Origin of the sequence: Hydrogenophaga sp. (assembly GCF_051860785.1) — a bacterium.
Classification (GTDB): domain Bacteria; phylum Pseudomonadota; class Gammaproteobacteria; order Burkholderiales; family Burkholderiaceae_C; genus Hydrogenophaga.
Genome location: NZ_JBIMLB010000010.1, coordinates 17,566 through 42,185 on the forward strand (window position 1 = coordinate 17,566; position 24,620 = coordinate 42,185).

The window sequence follows — 24,620 nt, forward strand, 5'->3', positions numbered from 1 at the left end:
AGGAGGTTTTCATGACGACACAAACGCTGGACCGGGCCATCGGCCTGCTGCATCTGCTGGCATCGGGTGGCACGGGCGGCCTGCGGCTGGTGGATCTTCAGCAGCACTCAGGCCTCACCAGGCCCACGGTTCATCGCATCCTTGACACGCTCAAGGGACACGGGTTCGTGGAGCAGCTACCCGAGACGCGCCGCTATCGACTGGGCGGCGAACTCGCCGTGATCGGCTGGTCTGCTGCGCGAGACGTGCACGACCTGCGCGACCTGTGTGAAGAAGAAATGGTGGCCTTGGCGAACCGGTCTGGCGACACGAGCTTCCTCACCATCCGATCGGGCAACCAGGCCGTCTGCATCGACCGGCAATCGGGTTCCTATCCCGTCAAGGCTTTCACGGTGGACGTCGGCACGCGGCGACCTCTGGGTGTCGGGGCCGGGGGTATTGCGTTGCTGGCTGCGCTCGACGATGAGCGCGTGGAGCGCTTCTTTCTCGATGCGGACAACCACCTGGGCGCTTATCCGAACGTCAGCGTGCGTGCGCTGCGCAAGTCGGTGGTGGAGGCTCGCGCGAAGGGTTATGCCTTCAGTGAAGGCCTGGTGCTCAAAGGCGTTCGAGGCCTGGCGGTGACGGTGTCGAACAAGGAGTCACGCGCGATTGCGGCCGTCAGCCTGGCGGCCATCGACGATCGCATGCCGCCCCGGCGCATTCCGGAACTCGTGCGCATGCTGAACGCGCATGCACGCCGCATCGAGCACCGGCTCAACGCGGCGGACTCGCGCGGCGCGGCACCGGCCAGGCGCGTCGTCAAGGCGTTGTAGACCGGCCTGTGTCTGCTGCCTTCCTCCAGCGGACGCCCTGCTTTGTCAACGCATTGTTAAAGCGTTTGCACAGACCGGAATGCCTGCCTACCGTTGCATCCCTTGTCCTCATGACTCAAAGGGAAACGGTATGGAAAGCAGCAATCTGAAGAAGTGGTCCGCCGAATTTCTCGGTACGTTCTGGCTGACCTTTGGCGGCTGCGGCAGTGCGGTGCTGGCGGCGGCGTTTCCTGGCCTGGGCATCGGCTTCGTCGGCGTGTCGTTGGCGTTCGGCTTGACGGTGCTGACCGGTGCCTATGCCTTCGGGCCCATTTCGGGCGGTCATTTCAACCCCGCCGTGTCGGTGGGGCTGGCGCTGGGTGGGCGTTTCCGTGCGGCTGAACTGCCGGGCTACGTCGTTGCGCAGGTGTTGGGCGCAGTGGCTGCTGCTGGTGTGCTCTACCTCATAGCCACCGGCAAACCCGGCGCGGAAGTTGGCGGCTTCGCCACCAACGGTTACGGTAACCATTCCCCCGGCGGCTACGGTCTCACGGCGGCACTGGTCACCGAGGTCGTGCTCACGGCGGTGTTTCTGCTGGTCATCCTGGGCGCCACCGCCCGGCGCGCGGCCGCTGGTTTTGCCGGGCTGGCCATCGGCCTGTGCCTCACCCTGATCCACCTCATCGCCATTCCGGTGACCAACACCTCGGTCAATCCCGCGCGCAGCACGGGCCCGGCCCTGTTCGGCCCATCCATTGCGATGGATCAACTCTGGCTGTTCTGGGTGGCGCCGATTGCGGGTGCTGCCATCGGTGCGCTGATCTGGCGCGCCTTGCTGGCCGACAGCGACGAGGATTGATCCTGTGCTTCTGTCTCAGCGGCAGATGCGGTAAGGCCCCTGGTCCAGGTGGAAGTGGTCGCGGTGCGCGGCGTTGTACTCCGGGCCCAGCGTCCCCTTGAAGAACCGGCAGGCGCCGTCGCGCACCTCGCGCAGAAAAGCGGCTTCGGGCTCCGTGCTTTCCCAGTGATTCACCAGACTGATCTGGCGCCCGTTGCGCAAGCGAAATCCGGCCACGTCGAATGCATTGGCAATGGCGTGCTGGCTGCGTCGCCCACCTTCGCCGCCCGCACCGCGCACATTGCGGCAGGCGTAGCTGCCGAAGTGTTCGACGCGCGCCACCGGCTGGCCGAAGTGCGCCTGGGCCGCGGGCTGCAGCGCATGCCGCTCCCACATCGTCAATGACAAAGCGGCACCGCAGGTGAGTGTGAAGGCTGGAGCGAATCGGGTGTCGTTCACGCGCACGGCACCCTGCCAGCCGCAACCGTCGCCAATGTCGTTGTCGACCACCCCGGTGTGTTTCAGCGTCGAGGCCGCCAGCGCGGCGCTGCACAGCGCGGGGTCGGCTGCGGTGCGCTGCAGCTTGTGACGGGTGAGCCAGTTCGGGGATTCGGCCACATCCAGCGGTGCCCAGGGGTTCCAGTGCGGCGGCACCACGATGCGGCCGCTGTGCACGGCCCAGACGGCCAGACCCGCAGCCGCGATCAACAAGGCGAGCAGGGCACGGAAGACGAGGGTCATTGCATCGACGTGAAACGGGATGTGAGAGGGTTTGACAGGAAAGAACCTCCTGCGGAAAGCTAAGTTCCTCGATGGCACCGCCACCTTGTCGATTCAGCCCACTCCCGTTCGTCTTGCAGATGGGATCAACCCACAAAAGGAGAAACAGCCATGCAAAGCACCATCACGCCCAAGAACACAATCTGCCTCTGGTACGAGAGCGGCGCTCTCGATGCCGCCCGGTTCTACGCCACCATCTTCCCCGACAGCACCGTCGGCAAGATCTTCCACGCCCCGTCCGACTACCCTTCCGGCAAGCAGGGCGACGTGCTCACGGTGGAATTCACCGTGGCCGGCATCCCCTGCATCGGCCTCAACGGCGGTCCCACGTTCCCGCACAGCGAGGCTTTCTCCTTCCAGATCGCCACCGACGACCAGGCCGAGACCGACCGGCTCTGGAACGCCATCGTCGGCAACGGTGGCCGGGAAAGCGAGTGCGGCTGGTGCAAGGACCGCTGGGGCCTGAACTGGCAGATCACACCCCGGGTGCTCACTGAGGGCATCGCCGACCCCGACCCCGCTGCGGCCCGACGCGTGTTCGAAGCCATGATGACCATGCGCAAGATCGACATCGCGACCATCGAGGCGGCGCGGCGAGGGCCGTGAGGCGCCGGCTTGTGTTTCCCAGCGCACAGTGAGGCCCTGCGGCCCGCCCTATTCTTGGCCTCTTCGATTCAAAGAGGTGATGCCATGTCCGACGATTTCACTGCCTGGTTCACGATCGATGCCAACGGCACGCCGTCCCGGGAAGGTGTGTACGAAACCACCGCGCTGGGCATCCCGGGTGAGAGCCACAGCGTTCTCCAGCACGGTTTCCGGTACTGGGCGCAGGCGAGTGGATGGGGCGACCTGGGCGCCACACCCGATGCGGCAGTGGCGGCCAGGGATCACCGCCCCGTGTTCCCGTTCACGGTTCGCCACTGGCGCGGCAAGACCCTGCCTGGCGGCTGAGGGCTGCGGCAAGCCGGCCAGACCGTGTCGTCCCCGTCCTACAGCCGCGCGTCGCCACAGCTGACGCGCTGGGAGATGCCTGCCGCTTACGATGGTTTCACAGCAAGCGCAAAGGAGCAACGCATGAACACCATCATCTACATCGTGGGCCTTGTCGTCGTCATCGGCTTCATTCTGAGTTTCTTTGGTCTGAGTTGACGGCTTGACGAACCGCAGGGCGGCCTCAGGGAGGCGTATATAATTCATATACGTTTCATATATGAGGCCGACCATGGGCATCGTCAAGATTTCAGACCTCATGCACGAGATCTGCGGGTGGCCGGCACGGCCCTCAGCAGGTCGATCAACGCGCAGGCCGAGCACTGGATGCGCATCGGCATGCTGACCGAACTGCATCCGGAACTCGATCACCGGGACATCTGCCAGATGCTGGTGCGGGCGGAACTCGCCGGTGGGCTGGACATTGCGATGACTGTGGCGCCCGCGCCTCTGCGGGCTCGTGCCCCGGCAGGCGCACGACAACCGTGACGCGCCGCGTGTCCATCAAGTCGCCCGCCGAGATCGCCATGGCGCGCGAGGCGGGCAGACTCGCGGCTGAAGTGCTGGCCATCGTCGAGCGCCACGTGGTGCCGGGGGTGAGCACCGAGGCGCTCGACCGGATCTGCCATGACCACATCGTGAATGTGCAGGGCGTCATTCCTGCCAACCTGGGCTATCACGGTTATCCCAAGACCATCCTCACCTCGGTCAACCAGGTGGTGTGCCATGGCATTCCCTCGCCCGACAAGATCCTGAAGAAGGGCGATATCGTCAACATCGATGTGGCCGTCAACAAGGACGGCTGGTTCGGCGACACCAGCCGCATGTTTTTCGTGGGCGAGCCCGGCGTGCTGGCCCGGCGTCTGGTGGAGACCACCTACGAAGCCATGCTGGCGGGCATCCGAGAGGTGAGGCCCGGCGCCACACTGGGCGACATCGGCCACGCCATCCAGTCGGTCGCCCATCGGGAATACTTCAGCGTGGTGCGCGAGTACTGCGGCCACGGCATCGGGCAGGTGTATCACGAAGACCTGCAAGTGCTGCACTACGGCCGGCGTGGCGAAGGGTTGAAGCTCGAGCCGGGCATGGTGTTCACCATCGAACCCATGCTCAACGCCGGCAAGCGCGACACGCGCACGCTGGCGGACGGCTGGACGGTGGTGACCAAGGACCGGTCGCTATCGGCCCAGTGGGAGCACATGGTGGCGGTCACGCCCACCGGTCATGAAGTGCTGACACCCTGGCCAGACTCCGGCCCCTCGCAGACCCTTCCCTGAATTAAAAAAGCCGCCCTCGGAAGGGGCGGCTTTTTGAAGGCAAAAGCGCTTCAAGACTTGGCGGCACGGATGGTCTTGATGGCGCGGTCATGGACGGCCTTGGCCTCGGACTTGCACACCTTCTCGGCATCGCCCTTCTGGTCTTCGCATTTTTCCTTGGCGATGTCGTAGGTGGTGTCGGCCTTCACTTCTTCGACCTTGCGGGCGTGGTCGGCGGTTGGCTTGTACTGGTTCTCCAGCTCGGCCTTCGACACCTTCTCCTTGCCCTCGGCTTCTTCTTCGCAGACGTCCTTGGCGTTCGCCTTCAGGTCATCACACGCCTTCTTGGCATTCTTGTAGTTCATTTCGATGCGGTCCTTGGCCGCGTCGTATTCCGCTTTGGTCATCGATTGCGCTGAAGCGAAAGCCGATGCGGCGCACAGGGCGACGGCGGTCATGGTCTTGATGTACATGTTGTTTCCTCGGAGAGTGGTTTCGAGGTCTGCATCTTCTCGCCGGTGCCCCGGCGAATCCGTAGGAAAGGTGCGTCGTGCCGTGTAGGACAGAAGGCCGCTTCGACCCCACGATGTGGCGCGGCGGTGAGGCCGCCGGAGCGAGCGAGAGACGCTGTTTGCCTACCCGATAATGGCCCACCCTTTCTGGACACAGACATGCCCCGATCCAACACCAGCCCCGGCGCCCGGCAGTTCAATGTTCCGCTGCCGATTCTGGCCGGGTTCGTGGTGGCCTTGCTGGCCATCTTTGTCATCACCTACGTGAACTACGTTTCGTCGGAAACGCGCCGGGTGGCCGTGGAAGACATGGAGCGCACCACGCAGGCCATCCGGGCGCTCAACGACGTCGTGGCCGGCGTGAAGGACGCCGAAACCGGGCAACGCGGTTTTCTGATCACGGGCGACACCAGCTACCTGCAGCCTTACCAGTCGGCCATCGGTTCGCTGGACCGCAGGTTGTCCACGCTCAAGACCTTGATGGGCAGCTCGCCGCAGGAACAGGAGCTCACGCTGCGCCTGGAACAGCTGATTCGGCAAAAACTGGACGAACTGGGGCAGACCATCGAGCTCTACAAGGCGGGCAGCCAGGAAGCCGCCACGGCACGGGTGCAAAGCGACACCGGCAAGTTGATCATGGACAACATCCGCCAGCTGTCCAGCGACATGCTGTCCCGGCAGGACCAGACGTTCGAGTCACGCCGCCGTGCCTGGGTCGAAGCGGCTTCCCAGTCCACCCGTTATTCATGGATGGGCTCGGTGGTCTTGCTGGTCCTGATCTGTCTGTCCGGGTGGCTGACCATCCGCAACCACCGGGTCAAGGCCGAAGAGGCCTGGGTCGCGGCCGGACTGGCGGGGCTGAGCGTGCAGCTGCAGGGCGTACAGCGGATCGATGAACTGGGGCCGCGCGCCTTGAGCTACCTGGGCGACTACCTGGGCGCCACGGTGGGCGCCGGCTACGCGATCCAGTCTGGCGGGGGCCTGGCGCTGTTCGGCGGCTACGCCTTGCCACGCGAACGCTTGCAGCAGCAGTTGCTGCCCGGGGAAGGCCTGGTCGGGCAGGCGGTGGCCGCGCGCGAGATCCTTCACGTGCGCGACGTGCCCGCGGGTCACTTGCAGGTGTCCTCGGCCACAGGCGAATCGCGTCCCGCCGAACTGCTGGTGGCGCCGGCCACGGAAAACGGCGAAGTGGTCGCGGTGATCGAACTGGGGTTCCTGCGCGCGGTGGGGGCGGCCGAACGCAGCCTCCTGGAGCGCGCCAGCCACACGCTGGCGGTGGCGGTTCGGCTTGGCGTCGACCGGCAGCGCGTGGAAGCGCTGCTGGAGGAAACCCGTCGCCAGGCGGAAGAGTTGCAGACCCAGCAGGAAGAACTGCGCGTCAACAACGAAGAGCTGGAACAGCAAAGCCGCGTGCTGCAAGAGTCTCAGGCCCAGATGGAGGTGCAGCAGACCGAGCTGGAGCAGACGAACGCCCATCTGGAAGAGCAGACCCAGCAGCTCGAGCACCAGCGCGAGCAGCTTCTGAAAGCGCAGGACGCCCTGACCGCCAAGGCGCGAGAACTGGAGCTGGCCAGCCAGTACAAGAGCGAGTTCCTGGCCAACATGAGCCACGAACTGCGCACGCCGCTCAACTCGACGCTGATCCTGGCCAAGCTGTTGTCCGAGAACAAGCCCGGCAACCTGAGTCCCGATCAGGTGAAGTACGCCAAGACCATCCATGCGGCAGGCAAGGACCTTCTGGCCTTGATCAACGACATCCTGGACCTGTCCAAGATCGAGGCCGGCCAGGTCGATATTGCGATGGAGTCCATCTCCCTGGGCCGCACGGTTCAGGCCTTGGTGGAGCCATTGCGCCACATCGCCAGGGACAAGGGCCTGTCATTCACCGCCAGCGTCGATCCCGATGTGCCGGCCACCTTCGAAACCGACCCGCTGCGCCTGGGCCAGGTGCTCAAGAACCTGTTGTCCAACGCGCTGAAGTTCACCGAGAAGGGATCGGTAGCGCTTCAAGTCTCGCGGGGTCACGACGACACGTTGTCCTTCCAGGTCAAGGACACCGGCATCGGCGTTCCCCTGCATCAGCAGTCATTGATCTTCGACGCCTTCCGCCAGGCCGACGGCAGCACCCACCGCAAGTACGGCGGGACCGGGCTCGGCCTGTCCATATCGCGCGATCTGGCCCATCTGCTGGGCGGTGACATCACCGTGCAAAGCACGCCGGGCGAAGGCAGTACGTTCACCCTGACCTTGCCCTTGCATCGGAAGGATGCAGAGGTTTCGGCGCCTTTGCTGGCACCCCACAGCGCCAGCGCCGCCGTGGGCGCATGGCCGCCGCTGAACACGGCTTCTTCTGCAGCTGCTGCATCGCCATCGGTATCCGAGCAGCCACTCGCCAGCGGCGTGCGCAGCATGCTGGTGATCGAGGACGACGTGCACTTTGCCCGCATCCTGTGCGACCTGGCGAGCGACATGGACTTCGAGTGCCACCTGGCCCACAACGCGGCCGACGGACTGGACATGGCGGTGCGCCTGCAGCCCAGCGCCATCGTGCTGGACGTGAACCTGCCCGACTTCTCCGGCCTGGGCGTGCTCGACCAGCTCAAGCGCAACCCGGCCACCCGCCACATTCCCGTGCACATCGTGTCGGTGGCCGACTACTCGCAGGAGGCGATGGGCCGGGGTGCGGTGGGCTATGCGCTCAAGCCCATCGAGCTGAGCGCGCTGACGCAGGCGCTGCAACGCCTGGAGGCCAAGTTCACCCAGGCGATGCGCCGCGTGCTGGTGGTGGAGGACGATGAGCGGCAGAGGGACAGTGTGAAGGAACTGCTCAGCCGCGACGACGTGGAAATCGTCTGTGCAGGCACCGCCAGCGCGGCCCTGGAACATCTGAGTGGTGCCACCTTTGACTGCATGGTCATGGACCTGAACCTCCCCGACCTGACCGGCTTCGAGCTGCTCAAGCAGATGAGCGAGCAGGACGGCGTGTCCTTTCCTCCGGTCATCGTGTACACGGGGCGCGCCCTCTCGCGCGACGAAGAGCAACAGCTGCGGCGCTTCTCCAAGTCCATCATCATCAAGGACGCGCGCTCGCCCGAACGGCTGCTGGACGAGGTGACGCTGTTCCTGCACCAGGTCGAGTCGGAGCTCTCGCCCGCACATCGGCGCATGCTGGAGGCCGCCCGAAGCCGCGACACCGCGCTCGAAGGCCGCACGGTGCTGGTGGTGGAGGACGACGTGCGAAATGTGTTCGCGCTCACCAGCATTCTCGAATCCACCGGCATCCGGCTGGAGATCGCGCGCAACGGACGCGAGGCGCTGCAAACACTCGAACGCCTGGAGGCGGCCGGTGGCCCGGCCATCGACCTCGTGCTGATGGACATCATGATGCCCGAGATGGATGGCTACACCGCGATGCGCGAGATCCGCAACCGTCCCGCATGGCGCCGCCTGCCCATCATCGCCCTCACGGCCAAGGCCATGAAGGACGACCAGGAAAAGTGCCTGGCCGCGGGCGCCAACGACTACATCGCCAAACCGCTGGACGTGGAGAAGTTGCTGTCGCTGGTGCGTGTCTGGATGCCCAAGTAGGGCGTAAGCGCAACATGCCCCACCGCAAAGCCCGCACCGCTGAGATCGAACAGCGCCTGCTGATCGACGCCATCTTCCACCGCTACCACTACGACTTCCGTGGCTATGCGCAGGCGTCGCTCAAGCGTCGGCTGGGAACCGCGCTGCAGCAGTTCGATTGCAAGACCCTGTCGCAACTCCAGGATCGCGTGCTTCACGATCCCAGCGTGTTCCCTGCGCTGCTGCAATACCTCACCGTGCAGGTGAGCGACATGTTCCGCGACCCGAGCTACTTCCGGGCGCTGCGCGAAGAGGTGATTCCGATCCTGCGAACCTACCCTTCGCTCAAGATCTGGGTGGCCGGGTGCAGCGCGGGCGAGGAGGTTTATTCGCTCGCCATCCTGCTGCAGGAAGAAGGGCTGCTCGAGCGCAGCCTGATCTACGCCACCGACATCAACCCCCAGGCCTTGCGCGCCGCCGAATCGGGCGTGTTCGACATGGAGCGCGTGGCCAGCTTCACCGAGAACCATGCCCGCTCCGGCGCTCGCAGCTCGCTCTCCGACCACTACACGGCGCTCTATGGGCGCGTGGTGATGGACAAAGCCTTGCGCAAGCACATCGTTTTCTCCGACCACAGCCTGGCCACCGACAACGTCTTCGCCGAGGTTCACCTGGTGTCGTGCCGCAACGTGTTGATCTACTTCGAGCGAGACCTGCAGAACCGCGCACTCGGCCTGTTCCGGGAGGCGCTGTGCCACCGGGGTTTCCTGGGTCTGGGCTCCAAGGAGTCGTTGCGGTTCTCGGATCAGTCCGAAGCGTTCGACGACTTCGTGGCCGAGGACCGCATCTACCGAAAGAAAGCGGGCCTGTGAGCACGCGCTATGCAGCGGTGGTGATCGGTGGGTCCTCCGGCGGCATCGAGGCGCTCATCACCCTGCTCCCCGCGCTGCCACCCACCCTGCGCGCCAGCGTGCTGATCGTGATGCACATGCCTCGCCACCCGAACAGCCTGCTGCTCGACATCTTCAAGCCGCGCTGTCCATTGCCCCTGCGAGAGGCGCAAGACCAGGACGCACTCATGCCTGGCACCGTGTACTTCTGCCCGCCCGACTACCACCTGCTGCTGGACCAGGGGCCGCGCGTGGCCTTGTCGGTGGATGCGCCGGTGCACTACTCGCGCCCTTCGATCGACGTGTTGTTCGAATCCGCCGCCGACCTCCTGGGCGAGCAACTCGTGGGCGTTCTGCTCTCGGGTGGGAATGAAGACGGCGCGCGCGGCATCCAGGCCATTCACGCCGCCGGCGGGCTGGTGGTCGTGCAGGAACCCACGAGCGCTCCCGTCGCCACCATGCCGCTGGCCGCGCTGGCGCGGGTCCGTGCCGATCACGTCCTTGCGCCCGCCGACATCGGGACCCTGTTTCTGGACCTGCACCGGCAGGGCCACCTCTGATCCATCCCAGTTCTGCAGAAGAAAGTGGCCTCCCCGACCATGCGAAAACCCGACCGCATCAAGTGTCTGCTTGTCGATGACGTCCCGCAGAATCTGATCGCCCTCGAAGCGCTGCTCCAGCGAGAAGACCTTGAAATCCTCACCGCCCACTCAGGCAGCGAGGCGCTGGAGCTGCTGCTGGTCCAGCACGACATGGCGCTGGCCTTGCTGGACGTGCAGATGCCCGAGATGAACGGCTTCGAACTGGCTGCACTCATGCGCGGCAACGAACGCACCCAGCACATCCCGCTGATCTTCCTGACCGCCGCCTCGCATGAACCACAGTGGCAATTCCAGGGTTACGAGAGCGGCGCCGTGGACTTTCTGTACAAGCCCATCGATCCCCAGGTGCTGCTCTGCAAAGCCAACGTCTTCTTCGAATTGCACCGTCGCAAGCAGGCCTTGGCGCAGGAGCTGCAGGAGCGCACCGAAGCATTGCAGATCAACGAAATGTTCATGGCCGTGCTCAGCCACGACCTGCGCACGCCACTGATGTCGATCTCGGCAGCGGCCACCGTGCTCCAGCGCCCGCTGCCTGCGGATCGGGTGGCCGTGGTGGCCGATCGCGTCATGCGCAGCAGCAAGCGCATGGCCGGCATGGTGGAAGACCTGCTCGACGTCACCCGCATCCGCCAGGCGGGGGGCATGTCGCTGCACCCCGCGAACACCTGCATGGACTCGCTCGTGCAACGCACGCTGGACGAACTGCAAAGCAGCTTTCCGGATCGCGTCCTCGAGTCGGCATTCAAAGGCGACATGGCAGGCGTGTGGGATGTGGAGCGCATCGGCCAGGTGCTGGCCAACCTGGTTGGCAATGCCATCCACCATGGTGATGCCGATCAGCCCGTGCGGGTGAGCGTCGATGGAACCCAGGCGAACAGCGTGGCGGTGACAGTGGTCAACGGCGGCACCATTCCGGCCGAATTGCTGCCGCAACTCTTCGTGCCTTTCCGCCGCCAGGCGCGGTCCACCGGGCGCCACCAAGGCCTGGGCCTTTTCATTGCCGACAAGATCGTGCGTCTGCACGGCGGGTGGATGGAAGTGCAGTCCGCCGACAGCACCACCTGCTTCACCCTGCAATTGCCCCGCGTGACCTCCCACGACGAGGGCAACGCTGCTTAAAACCCCGTTCGGGCCGCCGAGCCACCATCCAGCGCCGCGCTGACGGTGCTCAGCAACTGCTCGAGATCTTCCAGTTCGAAGGGCTTGAGCAGGGTGCGCACGTTGGGACCCCATTCCTGGGGATAGCTGCCCAGTTCGTAGCCGGAACAGAGCACCACCCAGCGCTGCGGATCGGCGGCCAGCAACCGGCGGGCGAGCTCCGTGCCGGAAAGGCCCGGCAGGCCTGCGTCCGACATCAGAAGGTCAAATGGCTCCCGGGCATCCAGCACCAGCGCGTCTTCTGCGGTACTGCAAGCAGTCACTTCGTGGCCATCGGCCTCCATGAGCATGCCGATGGTCTCTCTCAGTTCGCGGTTGTCTTCAACGTACAGGATTCGCATGCGCGTCCATCAGGGGTAGGGGGCATGAAACCCTTGATTGTCGTGGCAAAGTGAACGGCAGCAAGGGCAACTTCTGTTCATGTCCGTGAACGGGGTGCTGTCTGCGCACGTCAGCACCCTAACATGGACGAACGTCCACACCCCGAACGAAGCCTTATGCATGCGATTGCCGAGCACCCAGCATCCAGCGTCAAGTCGGCCGATCGCGTGCTGGACCTGCTCGAGTTGCTGGCCGGCGCAGGCAGGGCCATGAGCCATGCCGAGCTCTCGCGGCGCACGTCGATTCCCAAAAGCAGCCTGACGTCTCTGCTGCGCAACCTGGCGGCGCGCGGCTACGTTGAACAAGGGACGGGCACGCACGACTACCGACTGGGCGAACGCGCCTACGAGTTGGCCAGGCGCGGTGCCCATCACCGCAATCTCGTCCGGCTGAGCCAACCGTGGCTGGACCGCCTGGTCCAGGTCACCGGTGAGTCGGCCGTCCTGAATGTGTTGCGAGACGACCTGTCGGAACGCATCGCCGCGGCGGCGACCCACCGTGCCGTGCTCTACACCACGCATGTCGGGGTTCTCTCGCCGCTCTACGCGTCTTCGTGCGGAAAGGTGCTGCTGGCCTGGCTATCGCCTGCAGAGCGCGAGGCCTACCTGAGAAAGGTGTCGCTCAAGCCGAGGACGGAGAAGACGATCCGCTCGGTCAGCGTGCTGCGGCGGCAACTTCAGGCCGTGCGAGATGAAGGTGTGGCGTGGTCCTGGGGGGAGTTCACCGCAGGCCTCGTCGGCATGGCCGTGCCGGTGCGCGACGCGCATGGCCGGGTCATGGCGGCGCTGGGCATCACGCTGCCGGAGAGCCGCTTCGCCGACGAGCGCAAGTCCGAGCTGCTGGCCGCGCTGCAATCGGCCGCCGCAGAAATGGCAGAGGCCGTCACGGCCGCCGCCAGCAAATAGCGTTCGTATACGAGAACACTGACTGGCTGGGCGCGGCTGGTCACCCCACACTGAGCCCGTTGATCCTTGCACCCGCCTGCGAGTGCGTGGGTGTCCATCCCCACACGATTCCAACGGTAAAGGAGACCGACATGAACAGACCATCAAGAACATGGCCTACGACCCCGTCAAGGACCTCACGCCACTCACGATGGGCACGATGGGCGTGCACCACGGTGGACAAATGAACCCACTTCTCAAACCAACGGATACCCTCATGAAAGCAACGACAACGACCCGCCGCCCAGCCCTGGGAACCATCCGGCAGGATATACCCGTGATGGCGCAGGTCGACGTGGTGGTGATCGGAGGTGGGCCGGGTGGTTTTGCCGCAGCCCTGCGGGCGCGACGGGAAGGCTGCAGCGTGCTGCTGCTGGAGCGCTTCGACATGCCTGGCGGCGTGCACACGTCCGGCCTGCAGGGCACCGCCAACGACGGCGTCGGTGGCATTCACACCGAACTGATGGAACGCTTTGCCGAGGCAGGCGCCATCTACACCGTCACGGAAAAAGAATTGCCCGACTGGGCCGGCAATCCCCTGTCGCACTACGAGAAGTACCACCCGCCTGGTGGTGCTTTCAAGCGCAGTTCCTTCAACCCCGACGGCGCCGGCAACATCATGATCGCCATGCTGGAGGAAGCCGGCGTTCAGGCGATCTACGGTGCCGCCTTCACGGGCGTGGAAATGGAGCCGTCAGGCCTGGGTCGCCGCATCACGCACGCCATTTTTGAAACGGTGGAAGGCCGCCAGGCGGTGGCCGGGCGTGTGTTCGTGGACGGCACCGGCACGTCCGAAGTGGTGGCCCGCGCTGGCGCGCCGTTCGCGCGTGGCGGAGGACGGCAACCCGAGTCCGTGGGCATCGGTGACGAGAGCCGCCCCGTGCCGGGTGGGTTGCTGTGGATCATGAGCGGCATCGACTTTGCAAGGACCGCGGCCTACCAGAAGCGGGAGAACGATCCCACCCTGAGCAAGCTGATCGAAAAAGCGCGCGCGGCGGGTGACATTCCCGACCTGCTGTACCGGCCACGTCTCGAAGGCGAAGGGGTGTACGGTCACCACTACATCGGGCACCCGACGCTCGACATGAGCCCCATCCAGGGCCCCGGCACTTTCATCCTCTGGCAGAACGTGCCTTACGAGTGGGCGCTGCACCTGGATGAAGATGCCGAACACGCCACGCGCGCCAAGAAGGCATTGCGTGGCCTGATCGATGCCGAGTCGCAGTTCCTGACGCGCTACGTGCCCGGCTTCGAAGAGGCCTTCATCGTTCACGTGGGTCGTTATGTCGGCGTGCGCGATGGCCGTCATCCCATCGGCGAACACGTCTTCTCCATCGACGACGCCCGCACCGGCCGCCACTTCGAGGACGCCGTGACCCGGCCCATGAGCAAGGTCTTCTTCTGGGATGCGCACAAGCGCTACACCTTCGAGGTGCCGTACCGCTGCTTCCTCCCGAAAGAGGTGGACAACCTCCTGCTGACGGGCGCCTCGCTGTCGTTCAGCTTCGAGACCATCTTCATGGTGATGCGCAATTTCCCCTGGTGCACACAGACAGGCGAGATCGCCGGCCTGGCGGCGGCGCGTTCGATCCAGCAAGGCATTGAACCCAAGCAATTGCGCTGGACCGAACCCCTGTTCTGACCATGCAGGTTCAAGAGACCGATCTGGTGGTGGTGGGCTCCGGTGCGGCCGGGCTCACCGCAGCCATTGCGGCAAAGCGAAAGGGGTTGCGCGTCGTCGTGCTGGAGAAAGCCGCTGTGGTCGGGGGGACGACGGCCATCTCCGGTGGCGTGCTGTGGATTCCGTTGACCACGCAGGGGCGTCGGCAGAATCCCGACGACTCCCCGGCCGCGGTGCGCGAATACCTTCGGCACGAGACCGGCGCTTGCTACGCCAGTGAAGAGGTCGAGCTGCTGCTTGAGAAAGGACCCGAGATGGTCGAGTTCTTCGAGAAGCACACCGCCTTGAAGTTTTCCCCGACCCTGTACCCCGACTACCACCCCGATGCACCCGGGGGATGCGAAATGGGGCGCGCGGTCGTGGCCGCGCCTTTCGACATCCGGCGACTCGGGCCGGAGCGCAAGCGCTTGAGCCCGCCGCTCAAGACCATCACCTTCATGGGCATGATGTTCAACTCGTCGAATGCCGATCTGAAGCATTTCTTTCGGGCGACCCGTTCGCTCACCTCGCTGGTGTACGTGGTCCGGCGGCTGGCATCGCACCTGTGGGAACTGGCCAGGTATGGGCAGGCCGTTCACGTGACAGGAGGCAACGCACTGGCGGCCGCGTTGTTCAAGGTGGCTGCGCTGGACCTGCAGATTCCCATCCTGACCAGCACCACGGTGACCGACCTCATCACCGAAGACGGAGAAGCCGTGGGTGTCCAGGGCACGGCGAGCCAGGGGCAGCCGTTTCGCCTGTCGGCGTCGGCCGGCGTCGTGCTCGCGTGCGGCGGGTTCTCGCACGAGCGCTCGCGCACGGCGCCGTGGTTTCGCCCCCCCAAGGGTGGGCAGGCGCTGTTGTCCGCGACCCCTGCTTCCATCACGGGCGACGGCATCCGCCTGGGACTCTCGGCCGGTGGCTGCCTGGCCGACCCACTGCCACAGCCCGCGGCCTGGATGCCCCTGTCCCTCGTGCCCATGCCGCGCGGCGAGAAGACCGTCTTTCCCCACTTGCTCGATCGCTACAAGCCTGGGGTCATCGCCGTGCTGGACACGGGCCAGCGATTCACCAACGAATCGAATTCCTACCACGACGTCTGCATGGCCGCCCTGGCGCATGCCGCCGGAGGGACGCAAGCCGCCATGTGGCTCATCTGTGACAAGCAGGCGTTCGATCGCTACGGGTTGGGCTATGCGAAGCCTGCACCGTTGTCCTACCGCCAGCACGTGCGCAGCGGCTATCTGCACACCGCCGATCACCTGGCCGACCTGGGAAAACGGCTGGGCATCGACGGCGAAGCCCTGGCCAGGACGGTCGCCGAGTTCAACGTGGGCGCACGGCAAGGCAAGGACCTGCAGTTCGGTCGCGGCTCCACCGCCTTCAACCGCTTCCTCGGTGATTCCGACCGCAAGCCCAACCCCTGCGTGGCCCCGATCGAGAAACCACCCTTCTTCGGACTCAAGCTGCAGGTGGGCGACCTCAGCACCTTCGATGGGCTGCGCGCCGACATCACGGGCAACGTGCTCAGACCGGATGGGTCTGCGGTGCGTGGTTTGTACGTGGTGGGGGCCGACCGCGTGAGCATGATGGGTGGTGCCTACCCAGGCCCCGGCATCAACCATGGGCCGCACATGACGATGGCCTATGCGACGGCGCAGGCCATTGCACGGAAAGAAAAGGGACGGGAAGGGCCTGCGATCGCGCACTGAGTTCGTCGGGTGTGCCGAGGGTCCTCTATACCGTTTCCGTCGTTCGTACCACGTTTGTGCAGTTCTTCGCTTGTGGTTGCTGTGCACCAGAGAAGACCATGGATACCATGGCGTTGATCGGTCAGTAGCGGACTTTCGACGCTCAATCCCAGTGTCCCGGTTCAGAGCACCACTTCATGTTTTTCTCCCTCATCTCGAACGGTGTACCCCTGGAGAGCGAGCGGCATGATGTGATGGTGCCCTGGTGGAGCTTTACCAAGACGGTGCTGTCGGTTGTATCGCTGACACTGGTGCGCGACGGCTTGTTCAAGCTCGACGATGCGGTCCTTGAGGGCCCATTCACGCTGCGCCAACTACTGAGGCACGAGGCTGGGCTGGCGGACTACGGCGAACTGGCCGAGTACCACGCTGCCGTTGCTCGCGACGAGGCACCATGGCCAGCAGATGAAATGATGCAACGCCTTGACGCCACAAGACTGCGCTATGCGCCGGGGGCCAACTGGCGATACTCAAACGTTGGGTACATGTACGTCACAAGGCTCATTGAGCGTGAGACCGGTCTTGGGCTGGAAGAGGTGCTGATAAAACAAGCGTTGGCGCCGCTAGGCTTGTCAAGAATTCGCGTTGCCAGGACGCGAGTCGACCTGGACGGGGTGCACCTTGGGACTGTCGCGACATATGACCCCGGATGGGTCTACCACGGCTTGCTTGTCGGACCTCTCTCGAGTGCGGCTCTCTTCCTTGACCGCGTGCTGGCAGGGCATCTTCTCCCCGATTCGCTACTGCGGGAGATGCAAGCGGCACACGCGCTTGGCGGACCCATACCTGGCCGCCCGTGGACTGCTCCGGGATATGGCCTGGGCCTCATGCAAGGCACCGTGGAAACGGGCTTGAACATGCGTGGCCACACCGGATGCGGGCCGGGTAGCACCATCGCCATCTACCAATCCGTCGACGGCACCAGAACGGCAACTTGCGCAGTTTTTCGCGAAGGCTCCGACGAAGGCGGCGCGGAAACAGAAGTTGTCAGCGGTTTGTCGGTGGGACTCGCTGAAAGTCTGATTCCCGGAAATCCATGAGACAACTCTTAGCCCGAAGCGGACATCACGTTTTGGCCCGTCTTCCGCGGAGTTGCTCATTGTCAGGTGCCGTGCAGGCCACTCGCGACCAGATCGGCGTCGGCTTGCTAGCCGGGTAGTTTGGCTGCGAGCACGTCGACCTTCTCGATGGCCGGCGGCGTAGAGAACAGTTCTCCGGCCTTTGCCATCAAGGCCGCTGCGACCTTGCCGGAGAGATGCGCTTGCCTTCCCGCTTCATCGGGGAAGGCATCGAAGATCCCGAAGGTTGTTGGCCCAAGACGTATCCCGAACCAGGCCGTCGTGGCGGGCTCCTCCATGACCAGGGGGAGGCCACTCATCAGGAAGCTCTCAACCGCGCTCTCCTTCCCGGGTTTCGCTTCGAGGCGAACGAACAAAGCGACTTTGACCATGAGTGATCTCCTAGGGAGCCAACGGGATCACAAGGCTACTCGCTTTTAGGAGGTGCAACGTAAATGGACGGGAAACTTACAGAATAAAACGGCCGCGATGTCCAGCGGCAAGTTCCGCAGCAACTCGGTCACTGGCAGACTTCTCCGTCTCGCCCACCTTGGGCTGCCACTTCATCCACCGCCGCTCGATCTTCTTGCCCACCACCGCGTCGAGCACCCGCGCGAACACCGTGAGCACCACGATGCCGGCCATGACGGTGTGGATGTCGAAGCTGCTTTCGGCCTGCAGGATATATGGATTGGGAGTCTTGGCAAGCGTGGTGGCAGCTCATCTATACGACTTTCGTCGTACACACAAAGTGCGACCGGGATTGGCATCCTGAACCATTTCGGGTAAAGCCGCATCGCATCATTGCAAGCCTTGCGGCTTTCTTGCTTGACCATCTGTTCAGGAGATTGACGCATGCCACCCGCCACACCACACCGGCCCAGACTCGCCGTACTCATTGACGCCGAGAACGCGTACGCCGCGCAAGCCACCCAACTCATGGCCCTGATCGCCGATCACGGCAAAGCCACCGTGCGCCGCGCGTACGGGGACTGGACCACGACCCAGCTCGCGCCGTGGAAAAAGATCCTGCACACGATGGCCATCCGTCCCTGCCAGCAGTTCCGCTACACCAAGGGCAAGAACGCCAGCGACTCGGCACTGATCATGGACGCCATGGAGTTGCTGCACGCGCGCAGCGTCGACGGGTTCTGCATCGTCTCGTCCGACAGCGATTTCACCGGCCTGGCCGGGCGCATTCAGGAAGCAGGGTTGCCGGTGTACGGGTTCGGGCAGCGGGAGACGAATGCGGCGTTCGTGGCGGCTTGTGATGCGTTTGTGTTTCTGGATGCAGCTTCGGTGGCGGCGCAGGTGTAGCTCGTTGGGTGTAGCCGCTAAGGGTGCCAACTGCCTTTGGCTTTGCTGCGAAACTGCCCTTCGGCCGCTCGCCTTCGCTTCCAAGGTTTGCCGGTGGCGATTTGCCTGAGTGCCTGGCAAAGGGCTTACCTACACGACGCGTGGATTGCGATTTTTGAGTCCACGTTGAATCCGCCATCGAAGAAACTGCTCCACATTCTTTGCGTGCTTGGCGAGGTTGCACTTCTCACAGCAAAGTGTGATGTTGGATGATTCATTTTTCCCGCCTTGCGCAATCGGCGTCATGTGGTCGACATGCCCAGCCGCATTGAGTGGGATGTCGCAGTAGGCGCAGCAATCTCCGAGGTGTCGGCGAATGTTAGAAATGTCAGCCTCGGAATAGCCCTTGCCGCCAGCACGAGTCTCACGCTCCCGACGAATAGCAGCGCGCTCAGCTACGCCATCCTTATTCACCGCGCTATACGCCCCAACATGAACTCGCATGCAGGAACGGCACTTGAACCGAAACCCGCCGCTAGGCGTGTTTCCGAAGTTGTCCCGAGTCAACGGGTACGACTTAAGGCAGTCTTTGCATTGGCGAATTTCCATAGTCGCTTAAGCACCTAGTTGCATCCCGAACGACTTCCACATGTAGCCAAGTCAGCGTCACCACTAGGGTCGCACGAAGGAAGAATAGAGGTTCGTGACGAACGACTGCTTCTGGCTGTCAACCCTCAGAGAGCATCAACGACCTAGCCATGGCTCTTCACGACATCCGGTACTCCGTCGTTGGGTTGTAATCAAAACCTCGTCATCCCTACAGCTTCTCCGTCTCCCCCACCTTCGGCTGCCACTTCATCAACCGCCGCTCGATCTTGCCCACCACCGCGTCCAGCACCAGCGCGAACATCGTGAGCACCACGATGCCAGCCATGACGGTGTTGATGTCGAAGCTGCCTTCGGCTTGCAGGATGAGGTAGCCCACGCCGCGGCTGGAGCCGAGGTATTCGCCGACCACCGCGCCCACGAAGGCGAGGCCGACCGAGGTGTGCAGCGAGCTGAACACCCAGCTCGTGGCGCTGGGCAGGTAGACGTGGCGCAGCAGTTGCTTCTGGCTGGCGCCGAGCATGCGGGCGTTGGCCAGGATCACGGGGCTCACTTCCTTCACGCCCTGGTAGACGTTGAAGAACACGATGAAGAACACCAGCGTCACGCCCAGCGCCACCTTGCTGGCAATGCCCAGGCCGAACCACACGGCGAAGATGGGTGCCAGGATGATGCGGGGCATGGAGTTCATGGCCTTGATGTACGGCTCCAGGATGGCCGATGCCATGGGGCTGAGCGCGAGCCACAGGCCACCGAGCAGGCCGCCGATGGCGCCGATGGCGAACGCCAGCATGGTCTCGGCCAGCGTCACGCCCAGGTGTTCGTAGATGTCGGCGTCGGTGACGAACCAGGTCCAGATGCGGCCAGCCACGCGCACCGGCTCGCCGAAGAAGAAGGCGGCCTGGCGGTCGTTGTCGAACATGAAGGGCGGCACCAGACCTGGCGTGGTCATGAGGTACCAGAACGCAATGAGTGCGACCAGCAGGCCGAACTGCCACAGGCGCAGGGTCTTGGGTTGAGGCTTGATCAGGTTCCACATGTCCTTCAGGCCGCCTTCTTCAGTTGCTGTTCGTAGCCCTTGAGCACTTCCTCGCGCATCACGGCCCAGATGGCGGCGTGCAGTTCGATGAAGCGCTGGGTGGTCTTGATCTCGGCCACGTCGCGCGGGCGCGGGATGTCGATGGCGAATTCACCGATGGGGTGGCTGGCCGGGCCGGCACTCAGGATGATCACGCGGTCGCTCATGGCAATGGCTTCGTCCAGGTCGTGCGTGATAAACAGCACCGCCTTCTTCTTCGCTGCCCACAGGTCCAGCACCTCGTTCTCCATCAGCTGCCGCGTCTGGATGTCCAGCGCGGAGAAGGGCTCGTCCATCAGGATGATGTCGGGGTCGAGCACCAGGGTCTGCGCCAGGCTGGCGCGCTTGCGCATGCCCCCGCTCATCTGGTGCGGGTAGCGGTCGCCAAAGCCGCCCAGGCCCACGCGGCGCAGCCAGTCCTCGGCTTGCTGCTTCGCTTCCGTCTCGGGCACGCCGCGGAACGAGAGGCCGGCCATCACGTTGCCCAGCGCGGTGCGCCAGGGCATGAGGCTCTCGGTCTGGAACATGTAGCCGGCGCGCTTGTTGATGCCCTGCAGGGGCTCGCCGAACACGTTCACGTGGCCGGTGCTGGGGGCCAGCAGGCCGGCCGCCACGTTCAACAGCGTGCTCTTGCCGCAGCCGGTGGGGCCGACCACGCTCACGAACTCGCCCGCGCCCACGGTCAGCGTCACGTCGCTCACGGCGGTGTAGCGCTGGCCGGGGTCGTCCTTGCTGATGAAGGTGCAGGCAACACCCTGCAGGTCGATCGCGGGGCTCGTCATCTCGTCTTCAGCCTTTCGGGTACTTGGCGTTGGCCTTCTGCACGAAGGTGTTGGTGTAGACGGCGTTCAGGTCGAGCTTGGCCTTGGCGATCTCGGCGTCCACGCTGGCCAGCGCCTTGTAGGCGGTCTCGGAGCCCTTGGCGGGGATGGTGCCGTCCTTGGAGAGCGCGCCCTTGGCGGCCATGAAGGCGTCGATGTAGACCGCGCGGTCGCCGAGCAGGAAGCTCTCGGGCACGGCGTTGATGATGTCGCCCGGGCCGGCGTTCTGGATCCACTTGTTGGCGCGCACGATGGCGTTGGTCATCGCCTGCACGGTGTTGGGGTTCCTGTCGATGAAGGGCTGCGGTGCGTACAGGCAGGCCGCGGGCATCGGGCCGCCGAACACTTTCTCCGATTCGGAGACGATGCGCGTGTCGGAGATGATTTTCAGGTCGCCCGAGCGCATCAGCAGCGTGATGACGGGATCGAGGTTGCTGATGGCGTCGATCTGGCCCGAACGCATGGCGGCCACGGCACCGTTGCCCGCGCCCACGCCGACGATGCTCACGTCGCTCGGTTTCAGACCGGCCTTGGCCAGCACGAAGTTCACCATGACGTTGGTGGAGCTGCCGGGCGCGGTCACACCGATCTTCTTGCCCTTGAGGTCGGTGATGGTCTTGAAGTTGGCCATCGTCTTGGGGTTGACGCCCAGCACGATCTGCGGCGCCAGGCCCTGCAGCGCGAAGGCGCGCATGGGCTGGCCCTTGAACTGCATGTTCACCGTGTGCTCGAAGGCGCCCGAGACCACGTCGGCACTGCCACCCACCACGGCGGCCAGGGCGCGCGAGCCGCCGGCAAAGTCCACGATGGTGAGGTCCAGGCCCTCGGCCTTGAAGTAGCCCAGTTGCTCGGCGACCGTCAGCGGGAGGTAGTACAGCAGGTTCTTGCCGCCCACGGCAATGGTGGCCTTGGGCTTCTCCAGGTTCTGCGCGAAGCTGAACGAGGGCAGGGTGGCGGCGGCGAGGCCGCCTGCGATGAGGTGTCGTCTTTGCACGGTGTTGTCTCCTGGGTGGATGGCGGGAAGTCAGCGCAGCACATCGGTGGCGCCACGGCGAGCCATGATAGTAGGCCCTGACTTTCCCCCCGGTGCCACCCGGGACATCCCCGACACGCGCCGCGTTCGGTGTTCAGGGCTGGGGCAGGCCGTCGACGAACACCTTGAGCTCGTCGGGCTCGAAGGCGGTCCACTGCTCGTTGCTGGTCAGTGGCGTGGTCACCACCACGGCAGCACGGTCGCCGGGCTGGTTCAGGTCGGCGAAGTTCACGGTCCAGTCGCGGTCCATCAGCGTGGCCTGGGCAAATGGGTGCTGGCGCACCAGCCAGTGCAGCTTGGTGCTGCAGTGCGCCCACAGCGCCTCACCGTTGGAGAGCAGGAAGTTGAAGGTGCCGAAGCGGCGCACCTGCGGCACCAGCTCGCGCAGGGTCAGGGTGAGTTCATCCACATCGGGCAGGCTGGCGTGCGACTTGGCCAGCTCCTGCATCAGCCAGCAGAAGGCGCGCTCGCTGTCGGTGGTGCCCACGGGGCGGAACAGGCTGTGCAGCGGCGGGTGGTAGTCCTTCAGGTCGCCGTTGTGGGCAAACACCCATTGCCTGCCCCAGAGCTGGCGCACGAAGGGGTGGGCGTTCTCCAGCGCCACTTCGCCAATGGTGGCCTTGCGCACGTGGGCAATGATGTTGCGGCTCTTGAGCGGGTAGCTCTGCAGGAACTCGGCCATGGGCGAGTCGTGAGCACTCGCGTGGTCGACGAACAGGCGCAGGCCCTTGCCTTCGAAGAAGGCGATGCCCCATCCGTCTGCGTGGTGGTCGGTCTTGCCGCCGCGCTGGCAGAAGCCGGTGAAGCTGAACGACGCATCGGTCGGGGTGGCGCAGTTGAGTCCGAGAAGCTGGCACATGAAAGCTATTTTGCCCCTTCGGCAACAGGTGTCGCGCGCATCTTCAGCGCCGCCACGATCGCCAGTGCACAAATGCCGGCAAGCATGAGAAAAGTCTCGTCGAAAGCCGCCATGCGGTCGGCGCCGTGCGCGGCCAGGCGCCACTCGAGCACGATGCCGCACAGGCTCACGCCGGCCGAACCGCCGAGCATGCGCAGGAAGTTGATGACGCTCGCCCCCTGCGGAATGTGCATGCGTTCCAGGCCGCGCATGGAACCGATGTTGAGCGAAGGCAGGATGAAGCCCAGGCCGATGCGCCCGAGCACCGCCCAGATCACCAGCAGCGGAATCACTTGCGCAGGCCGCGCCGGGTTCACGGTGACCATGAGCGCGAACGATGCGGCCAGCAGCACCAGGCCGATGGTCACCAGCCGGTGGGTGGGCTGCTGGTCGGCCATGCGGCCCACCATGGCGATGCACACCGCCAGCACGATGCCCGCCGGCAGCAGGATGGTGCCCACATAGGAAGGCGAGAGGCCCAGGCCCATCTGCATGTACACCGGCAGCAGGTAGGTGGAGCCGAACAGGGCGATGCCGTAGATGAACGCCACGACGCTGCCCATGGCGAAGCGCCGGTCGTTGAACAGCGAAAGGTTCATCAGCGGATCGACGCCGTGGCCGTGACTGCGCTTTTTCAGGGTGCGGCGCTGCAACCACACGAACACCAGCAGCAGCAGCGCGGCCAGCACCAGCAGCGCCAGAGCGGCCGGCATGGTGCCGCCGTGCAGTTCCACCAGACCATTGAGCAGGCACAGCGTGGCGGCGGTGGCCAGCAGCAGGCCGCGCCAGTCCAGCGCGGCACCGGTGCGGTCGGCCGCCACGCCGCCGGGCGCGGTGGTGGGCACGTAGCGCCTGGCCAGCCACAGGGAAATCAGGCAGAGCGGCACGACCATGAAGAAGATGGAGCGCCAGCCAAAGCCGTCCACCAGCAGGCCGCCGATGCTGGGACCCAGCGCGGGCGCCAGCACCACGCCCATGCCGAAGATGCCGCTGGCGCGGCCCTGCTCGTTCGGTCCGAAGGCGCGCAGGATGATGATGGCCGGAATCGGCTGCACCACACCCGCGGCCAGGCCCTCGGCCACGCGCGCGGCCAGCACCAGCGGGTAGTTGTTGGCGAAACCGCCCACCACGCCACCCAGCAGCAGCAGCCACATGCAACCCATGTAGGTGCGTCGATAGCCGTAGCGCGAAAGCAGCCAGGGCGTGGTGAGCATGGAGACGGTCATGGCCGCCATGAAGCCGGAGGACACCCATTGCGCGCGTTCCTGGCCCAGCGCGAAATGCTGGCTCAGGTCGGGAATCGCCACGTTGACAATGGTCGAGGACATGATCGACGCCATCGTGCCCACCATGACCACGAACAGCAGCAGCCAACGGAAGCGCGGCCCATGGCGCGCCTGCAGCGCGGGCAGGGAGTTGTCGCGTTCCTCAGCCATGGCGGGCCTCAAGCGCTGCGGCCACGCAAGCGGCGCACAGGCAGGCCTGGCCGCGAGCGGCCTCGGGCAGGGTGTCCAGAAGACCGGGCGGGAAGGTCGCGCTCACGCACCAGCAAGGGGGCTGCGCCAGGCCGGTCTCGCGCTGAATCTCCATCGCGCAGCGGTTGTCTGCGCCGCAGAGCGGGCAGCGTGTGGGGTCGAGGGCTGAAGGGGCGGCTGACATGGGGGCTTTGGAGAAGGTGGGCGGGCTCACGCTGGAGGCTATGTTAGT

The 24,620-nt window shown here is 64.7% G+C and carries 26 protein-coding genes and 2 pseudogenes; 16 read left to right on the forward strand and 12 right to left on the reverse strand.

Annotation, left to right across the window (positions count from 1 at the left end):
* Window positions 1-11: 11 nt before the first annotated feature.
* A complete protein-coding gene (locus ACTIF6_RS14225) occupies window positions 12-815 on the forward strand; it encodes an IclR family transcriptional regulator (protein ID WP_439588576.1) in 804 nt (267 codons plus the stop codon).
* 130 nt (window positions 816-945) lie between these two features.
* Entirely contained in the window at window positions 946-1,653 is a 708-nt protein-coding gene (gene aqpZ / locus ACTIF6_RS14230; RefSeq protein WP_439588577.1) for an aquaporin Z, read from the forward strand.
* Between the two features lie 15 nt (window positions 1,654-1,668).
* On the opposite strand, the gene ACTIF6_RS14235 is transcribed toward aqpZ, so the two are convergent.
* Entirely contained in the window at window positions 1,669-2,373 is a 705-nt protein-coding gene (locus ACTIF6_RS14235; RefSeq protein ID WP_439588578.1) for an extensin-like domain-containing protein, read from the reverse strand.
* A 162-nt stretch (window positions 2,374-2,535) separates the two neighbouring features.
* Here ACTIF6_RS14235 and ACTIF6_RS14240 point away from each other — a divergent pair, with 162 nt between their 5' ends.
* The 5 genes and pseudogenes from ACTIF6_RS14240 to map all read left to right on the forward strand — a co-directional run bounded on the left by ACTIF6_RS14240 (window position 2,536) and on the right by map (window position 4,679).
* The gene (locus tag ACTIF6_RS14240) at window positions 2,536-3,018 is read left to right on the forward strand and encodes a VOC family protein (RefSeq protein ID WP_439588743.1); all 483 of its coding nucleotides are present in this window, start codon (window positions 2,536-2,538) and stop codon (window positions 3,016-3,018) included.
* An 84-nt stretch (window positions 3,019-3,102) separates the two neighbouring features.
* Complete coding sequence (locus ACTIF6_RS14245; protein WP_439588579.1) at window positions 3,103-3,363, forward strand: hypothetical protein; 261 nt, start codon at window positions 3,103-3,105, stop codon at window positions 3,361-3,363.
* Between the two features lie 75 nt (window positions 3,364-3,438).
* Window positions 3,439-3,561 (forward strand): hypothetical protein, encoded by a 123-nt coding sequence (locus ACTIF6_RS14250; RefSeq protein ID WP_439588580.1) that lies wholly within the window; start codon window positions 3,439-3,441, stop codon window positions 3,559-3,561.
* A gap of 73 nt (window positions 3,562-3,634) precedes the next feature.
* Window positions 3,635-3,891: pseudogene (locus ACTIF6_RS14255) on the forward strand (ParD-like family protein).
* A 38-nt stretch (window positions 3,892-3,929) separates the two neighbouring features.
* Window positions 3,930-4,679, forward strand: coding sequence for a type I methionyl aminopeptidase (map, locus tag ACTIF6_RS14260; protein ID WP_439588744.1), 750 nt, complete (start codon window positions 3,930-3,932; stop codon window positions 4,677-4,679).
* A gap of 50 nt (window positions 4,680-4,729) precedes the next feature.
* Here the strand turns inward: map and ACTIF6_RS14265 are convergent, their stop codons facing one another.
* A complete protein-coding gene (locus ACTIF6_RS14265) occupies window positions 4,730-5,131 on the reverse strand; it encodes a hypothetical protein (RefSeq protein ID WP_439588581.1) in 402 nt (133 codons plus the stop codon).
* A 198-nt stretch (window positions 5,132-5,329) separates the two neighbouring features.
* On the opposite strand from ACTIF6_RS14265, the gene ACTIF6_RS14270 reads away from it, so the two are divergent.
* Genes ACTIF6_RS14270 through ACTIF6_RS14285 form a run of 4 tightly spaced genes read left to right on the forward strand, consistent with a single transcriptional unit; the run spans window position 5,330 to window position 11,348 of the window.
* Complete coding sequence (locus ACTIF6_RS14270) at window positions 5,330-8,758, forward strand: response regulator (RefSeq protein WP_439588582.1); 3,429 nt, start codon at window positions 5,330-5,332, stop codon at window positions 8,756-8,758.
* A gap of 14 nt (window positions 8,759-8,772) precedes the next feature.
* Window positions 8,773-9,609, forward strand: coding sequence for a CheR family methyltransferase (locus tag ACTIF6_RS14275; RefSeq protein ID WP_439588583.1), 837 nt, complete (start codon window positions 8,773-8,775; stop codon window positions 9,607-9,609).
* A complete protein-coding gene (locus tag ACTIF6_RS14280) occupies window positions 9,606-10,187 on the forward strand; it encodes a chemotaxis protein CheB (RefSeq protein ID WP_439588584.1) in 582 nt (193 codons plus the stop codon). Before ACTIF6_RS14275 ends, ACTIF6_RS14280 begins: the two co-directional genes overlap by 4 nt.
* Window positions 10,188-10,226: 39 nt before the next feature.
* Window positions 10,227-11,348: a hybrid sensor histidine kinase/response regulator gene (locus ACTIF6_RS14285; protein ID WP_439588585.1), complete on the forward strand. Its 1,122-nt coding sequence runs from the start codon at window positions 10,227-10,229 to the stop codon at window positions 11,346-11,348.
* On the opposite strand, the gene ACTIF6_RS14290 is transcribed toward ACTIF6_RS14285, so the two are convergent.
* Window positions 11,345-11,728 carry a response regulator gene (locus tag ACTIF6_RS14290; RefSeq protein ID WP_439588586.1) on the reverse strand — a complete coding sequence of 128 codons (384 nt, stop codon included), beginning with the start codon at window positions 11,726-11,728 and terminating at the stop codon, window positions 11,345-11,347. The two genes, ACTIF6_RS14285 and ACTIF6_RS14290, sit on opposite strands and share 4 nt — an antisense overlap.
* A gap of 123 nt (window positions 11,729-11,851) precedes the next feature.
* Here ACTIF6_RS14290 and ACTIF6_RS14295 point away from each other — a divergent pair, with 123 nt between their 5' ends.
* The 4 genes from ACTIF6_RS14295 to ACTIF6_RS14310 all read left to right on the forward strand — a co-directional run bounded on the left by ACTIF6_RS14295 (window position 11,852) and on the right by ACTIF6_RS14310 (window position 17,163).
* Window positions 11,852-12,673, forward strand: coding sequence for an IclR family transcriptional regulator (locus tag ACTIF6_RS14295; protein WP_439588587.1), 822 nt, complete (start codon window positions 11,852-11,854; stop codon window positions 12,671-12,673).
* Between the two features lie 151 nt (window positions 12,674-12,824).
* Complete coding sequence (locus ACTIF6_RS14300) at window positions 12,825-14,354, forward strand: FAD-dependent oxidoreductase (protein WP_439588588.1); 1,530 nt, start codon at window positions 12,825-12,827, stop codon at window positions 14,352-14,354.
* Window positions 14,355-14,356: 2 nt separating this feature from the next.
* Window positions 14,357-16,084 (forward strand): FAD-dependent oxidoreductase, encoded by a 1,728-nt coding sequence (locus tag ACTIF6_RS14305; protein WP_439588589.1) that lies wholly within the window; start codon window positions 14,357-14,359, stop codon window positions 16,082-16,084.
* Window positions 16,085-16,260: 176 nt separating this feature from the next.
* Window positions 16,261-17,163: a serine hydrolase domain-containing protein gene (locus ACTIF6_RS14310; RefSeq protein ID WP_439588590.1), complete on the forward strand. Its 903-nt coding sequence runs from the start codon at window positions 16,261-16,263 to the stop codon at window positions 17,161-17,163.
* Window positions 17,164-17,270: 107 nt separating this feature from the next.
* Here the strand turns inward: ACTIF6_RS14310 and ACTIF6_RS14315 are convergent, their stop codons facing one another.
* Window positions 17,271-17,573 (reverse strand): putative quinol monooxygenase, encoded by a 303-nt coding sequence (locus ACTIF6_RS14315; protein WP_439588591.1) that lies wholly within the window; start codon window positions 17,571-17,573, stop codon window positions 17,271-17,273.
* 139 nt (window positions 17,574-17,712) lie between these two features.
* Window positions 17,713-17,865 (reverse strand): annotated as a pseudogene (locus ACTIF6_RS14320) (ABC transporter permease); the annotation flags it as partial.
* A 171-nt stretch (window positions 17,866-18,036) separates the two neighbouring features.
* On the opposite strand from ACTIF6_RS14320, the gene ACTIF6_RS14325 reads away from it, so the two are divergent.
* Entirely contained in the window at window positions 18,037-18,498 is a 462-nt protein-coding gene (locus ACTIF6_RS14325; protein ID WP_439588592.1) for an NYN domain-containing protein, read from the forward strand.
* 129 nt (window positions 18,499-18,627) lie between these two features.
* On the opposite strand, the gene ACTIF6_RS14330 is transcribed toward ACTIF6_RS14325, so the two are convergent.
* The 7 genes from ACTIF6_RS14330 to ACTIF6_RS14360 all read right to left on the reverse strand — a co-directional run bounded on the left by ACTIF6_RS14330 (window position 18,628) and on the right by ACTIF6_RS14360 (window position 24,572).
* Complete coding sequence (locus ACTIF6_RS14330; protein ID WP_439588593.1) at window positions 18,628-19,086, reverse strand: HNH endonuclease; 459 nt, start codon at window positions 19,084-19,086, stop codon at window positions 18,628-18,630.
* A 208-nt stretch (window positions 19,087-19,294) separates the two neighbouring features.
* Window positions 19,295-20,122 carry an ABC transporter permease gene (locus ACTIF6_RS14335; RefSeq protein WP_439588594.1) on the reverse strand — a complete coding sequence of 276 codons (828 nt, stop codon included), beginning with the start codon at window positions 20,120-20,122 and terminating at the stop codon, window positions 19,295-19,297.
* A gap of 5 nt (window positions 20,123-20,127) precedes the next feature.
* On the reverse strand, window positions 20,128-20,943 hold the full coding sequence (locus ACTIF6_RS14340) for an ABC transporter ATP-binding protein (protein ID WP_439588595.1): 816 nt from the start codon (window positions 20,941-20,943) through the stop codon (window positions 20,128-20,130).
* Between the two features lie 7 nt (window positions 20,944-20,950).
* Window positions 20,951-21,976 (reverse strand): ABC transporter substrate-binding protein, encoded by a 1,026-nt coding sequence (locus ACTIF6_RS14345; protein ID WP_439588596.1) that lies wholly within the window; start codon window positions 21,974-21,976, stop codon window positions 20,951-20,953.
* 133 nt (window positions 21,977-22,109) lie between these two features.
* The gene (locus ACTIF6_RS14350) at window positions 22,110-22,874 is read right to left on the reverse strand and encodes a class II glutamine amidotransferase (protein ID WP_439588597.1); all 765 of its coding nucleotides are present in this window, start codon (window positions 22,872-22,874) and stop codon (window positions 22,110-22,112) included.
* A 5-nt stretch (window positions 22,875-22,879) separates the two neighbouring features.
* Window positions 22,880-24,349, reverse strand: a complete 1,470-nt coding sequence (locus ACTIF6_RS14355) for a DHA2 family efflux MFS transporter permease subunit (protein WP_439588598.1) — start codon at window positions 24,347-24,349, stop codon at window positions 22,880-22,882.
* A complete protein-coding gene (locus tag ACTIF6_RS14360) occupies window positions 24,342-24,572 on the reverse strand; it encodes a cysteine-rich CWC family protein (RefSeq protein WP_439588599.1) in 231 nt (76 codons plus the stop codon). Before ACTIF6_RS14360 ends, ACTIF6_RS14355 begins: the two co-directional genes overlap by 8 nt.
* Window positions 24,573-24,620 lie beyond the last annotated feature (48 nt).

Coding starts and splice junctions, on each gene's coding strand:
- ACTIF6_RS14315 (WP_439588591.1), bottom strand. CDS start 17,573: ATGGTCAAAGTCGCTTTGTTCGTTCGCCTCGAAGCGAAACCCGGGAAG.
- ACTIF6_RS14330 (WP_439588593.1), bottom strand. CDS start 19,086: ATGGAAATTCGCCAATGCAAAGACTGCCTTAAGTCGTACCCGTTGACT.
- ACTIF6_RS14310 (WP_439588590.1), top strand. CDS start 16,261: ATGTTTTTCTCCCTCATCTCGAACGGTGTACCCCTGGAGAGCGAGCGG.
- ACTIF6_RS14250 (WP_439588580.1), top strand. CDS start 3,439: ATGCCTGCCGCTTACGATGGTTTCACAGCAAGCGCAAAGGAGCAACGC.
- ACTIF6_RS14225 (WP_439588576.1), top strand. CDS start 12: ATGACGACACAAACGCTGGACCGGGCCATCGGCCTGCTGCATCTGCTG.
- ACTIF6_RS14305 (WP_439588589.1), top strand. CDS start 14,357: ATGCAGGTTCAAGAGACCGATCTGGTGGTGGTGGGCTCCGGTGCGGCC.
- ACTIF6_RS14290 (WP_439588586.1), bottom strand. CDS start 11,728: ATGCGAATCCTGTACGTTGAAGACAACCGCGAACTGAGAGAGACCATC.
- ACTIF6_RS14270 (WP_439588582.1), top strand. CDS start 5,330: ATGCCCCGATCCAACACCAGCCCCGGCGCCCGGCAGTTCAATGTTCCG.
- ACTIF6_RS14285 (WP_439588585.1), top strand. CDS start 10,227: ATGCGAAAACCCGACCGCATCAAGTGTCTGCTTGTCGATGACGTCCCG.
- ACTIF6_RS14235 (WP_439588578.1), bottom strand. CDS start 2,373: ATGACCCTCGTCTTCCGTGCCCTGCTCGCCTTGTTGATCGCGGCTGCG.
- ACTIF6_RS14340 (WP_439588595.1), bottom strand. CDS start 20,943: ATGACGAGCCCCGCGATCGACCTGCAGGGTGTTGCCTGCACCTTCATC.
- ACTIF6_RS14335 (WP_439588594.1), bottom strand. CDS start 20,122: ATGTGGAACCTGATCAAGCCTCAACCCAAGACCCTGCGCCTGTGGCAG.
- aqpZ (WP_439588577.1), top strand. CDS start 946: ATGGAAAGCAGCAATCTGAAGAAGTGGTCCGCCGAATTTCTCGGTACG.
- ACTIF6_RS14325 (WP_439588592.1), top strand. CDS start 18,037: ATGCCACCCGCCACACCACACCGGCCCAGACTCGCCGTACTCATTGAC.
- ACTIF6_RS14300 (WP_439588588.1), top strand. CDS start 12,825: ATGGCCTACGACCCCGTCAAGGACCTCACGCCACTCACGATGGGCACG.
- map (WP_439588744.1), top strand. CDS start 3,930: ATGGCGCGCGAGGCGGGCAGACTCGCGGCTGAAGTGCTGGCCATCGTC.
- ACTIF6_RS14245 (WP_439588579.1), top strand. CDS start 3,103: ATGTCCGACGATTTCACTGCCTGGTTCACGATCGATGCCAACGGCACG.
- ACTIF6_RS14275 (WP_439588583.1), top strand. CDS start 8,773: ATGCCCCACCGCAAAGCCCGCACCGCTGAGATCGAACAGCGCCTGCTG.
- ACTIF6_RS14355 (WP_439588598.1), bottom strand. CDS start 24,349: ATGGCTGAGGAACGCGACAACTCCCTGCCCGCGCTGCAGGCGCGCCAT.
- ACTIF6_RS14295 (WP_439588587.1), top strand. CDS start 11,852: ATGGACGAACGTCCACACCCCGAACGAAGCCTTATGCATGCGATTGCC.
- ACTIF6_RS14360 (WP_439588599.1), bottom strand. CDS start 24,572: ATGTCAGCCGCCCCTTCAGCCCTCGACCCCACACGCTGCCCGCTCTGC.
- ACTIF6_RS14265 (WP_439588581.1), bottom strand. CDS start 5,131: ATGTACATCAAGACCATGACCGCCGTCGCCCTGTGCGCCGCATCGGCT.
- ACTIF6_RS14350 (WP_439588597.1), bottom strand. CDS start 22,874: ATGTGCCAGCTTCTCGGACTCAACTGCGCCACCCCGACCGATGCGTCG.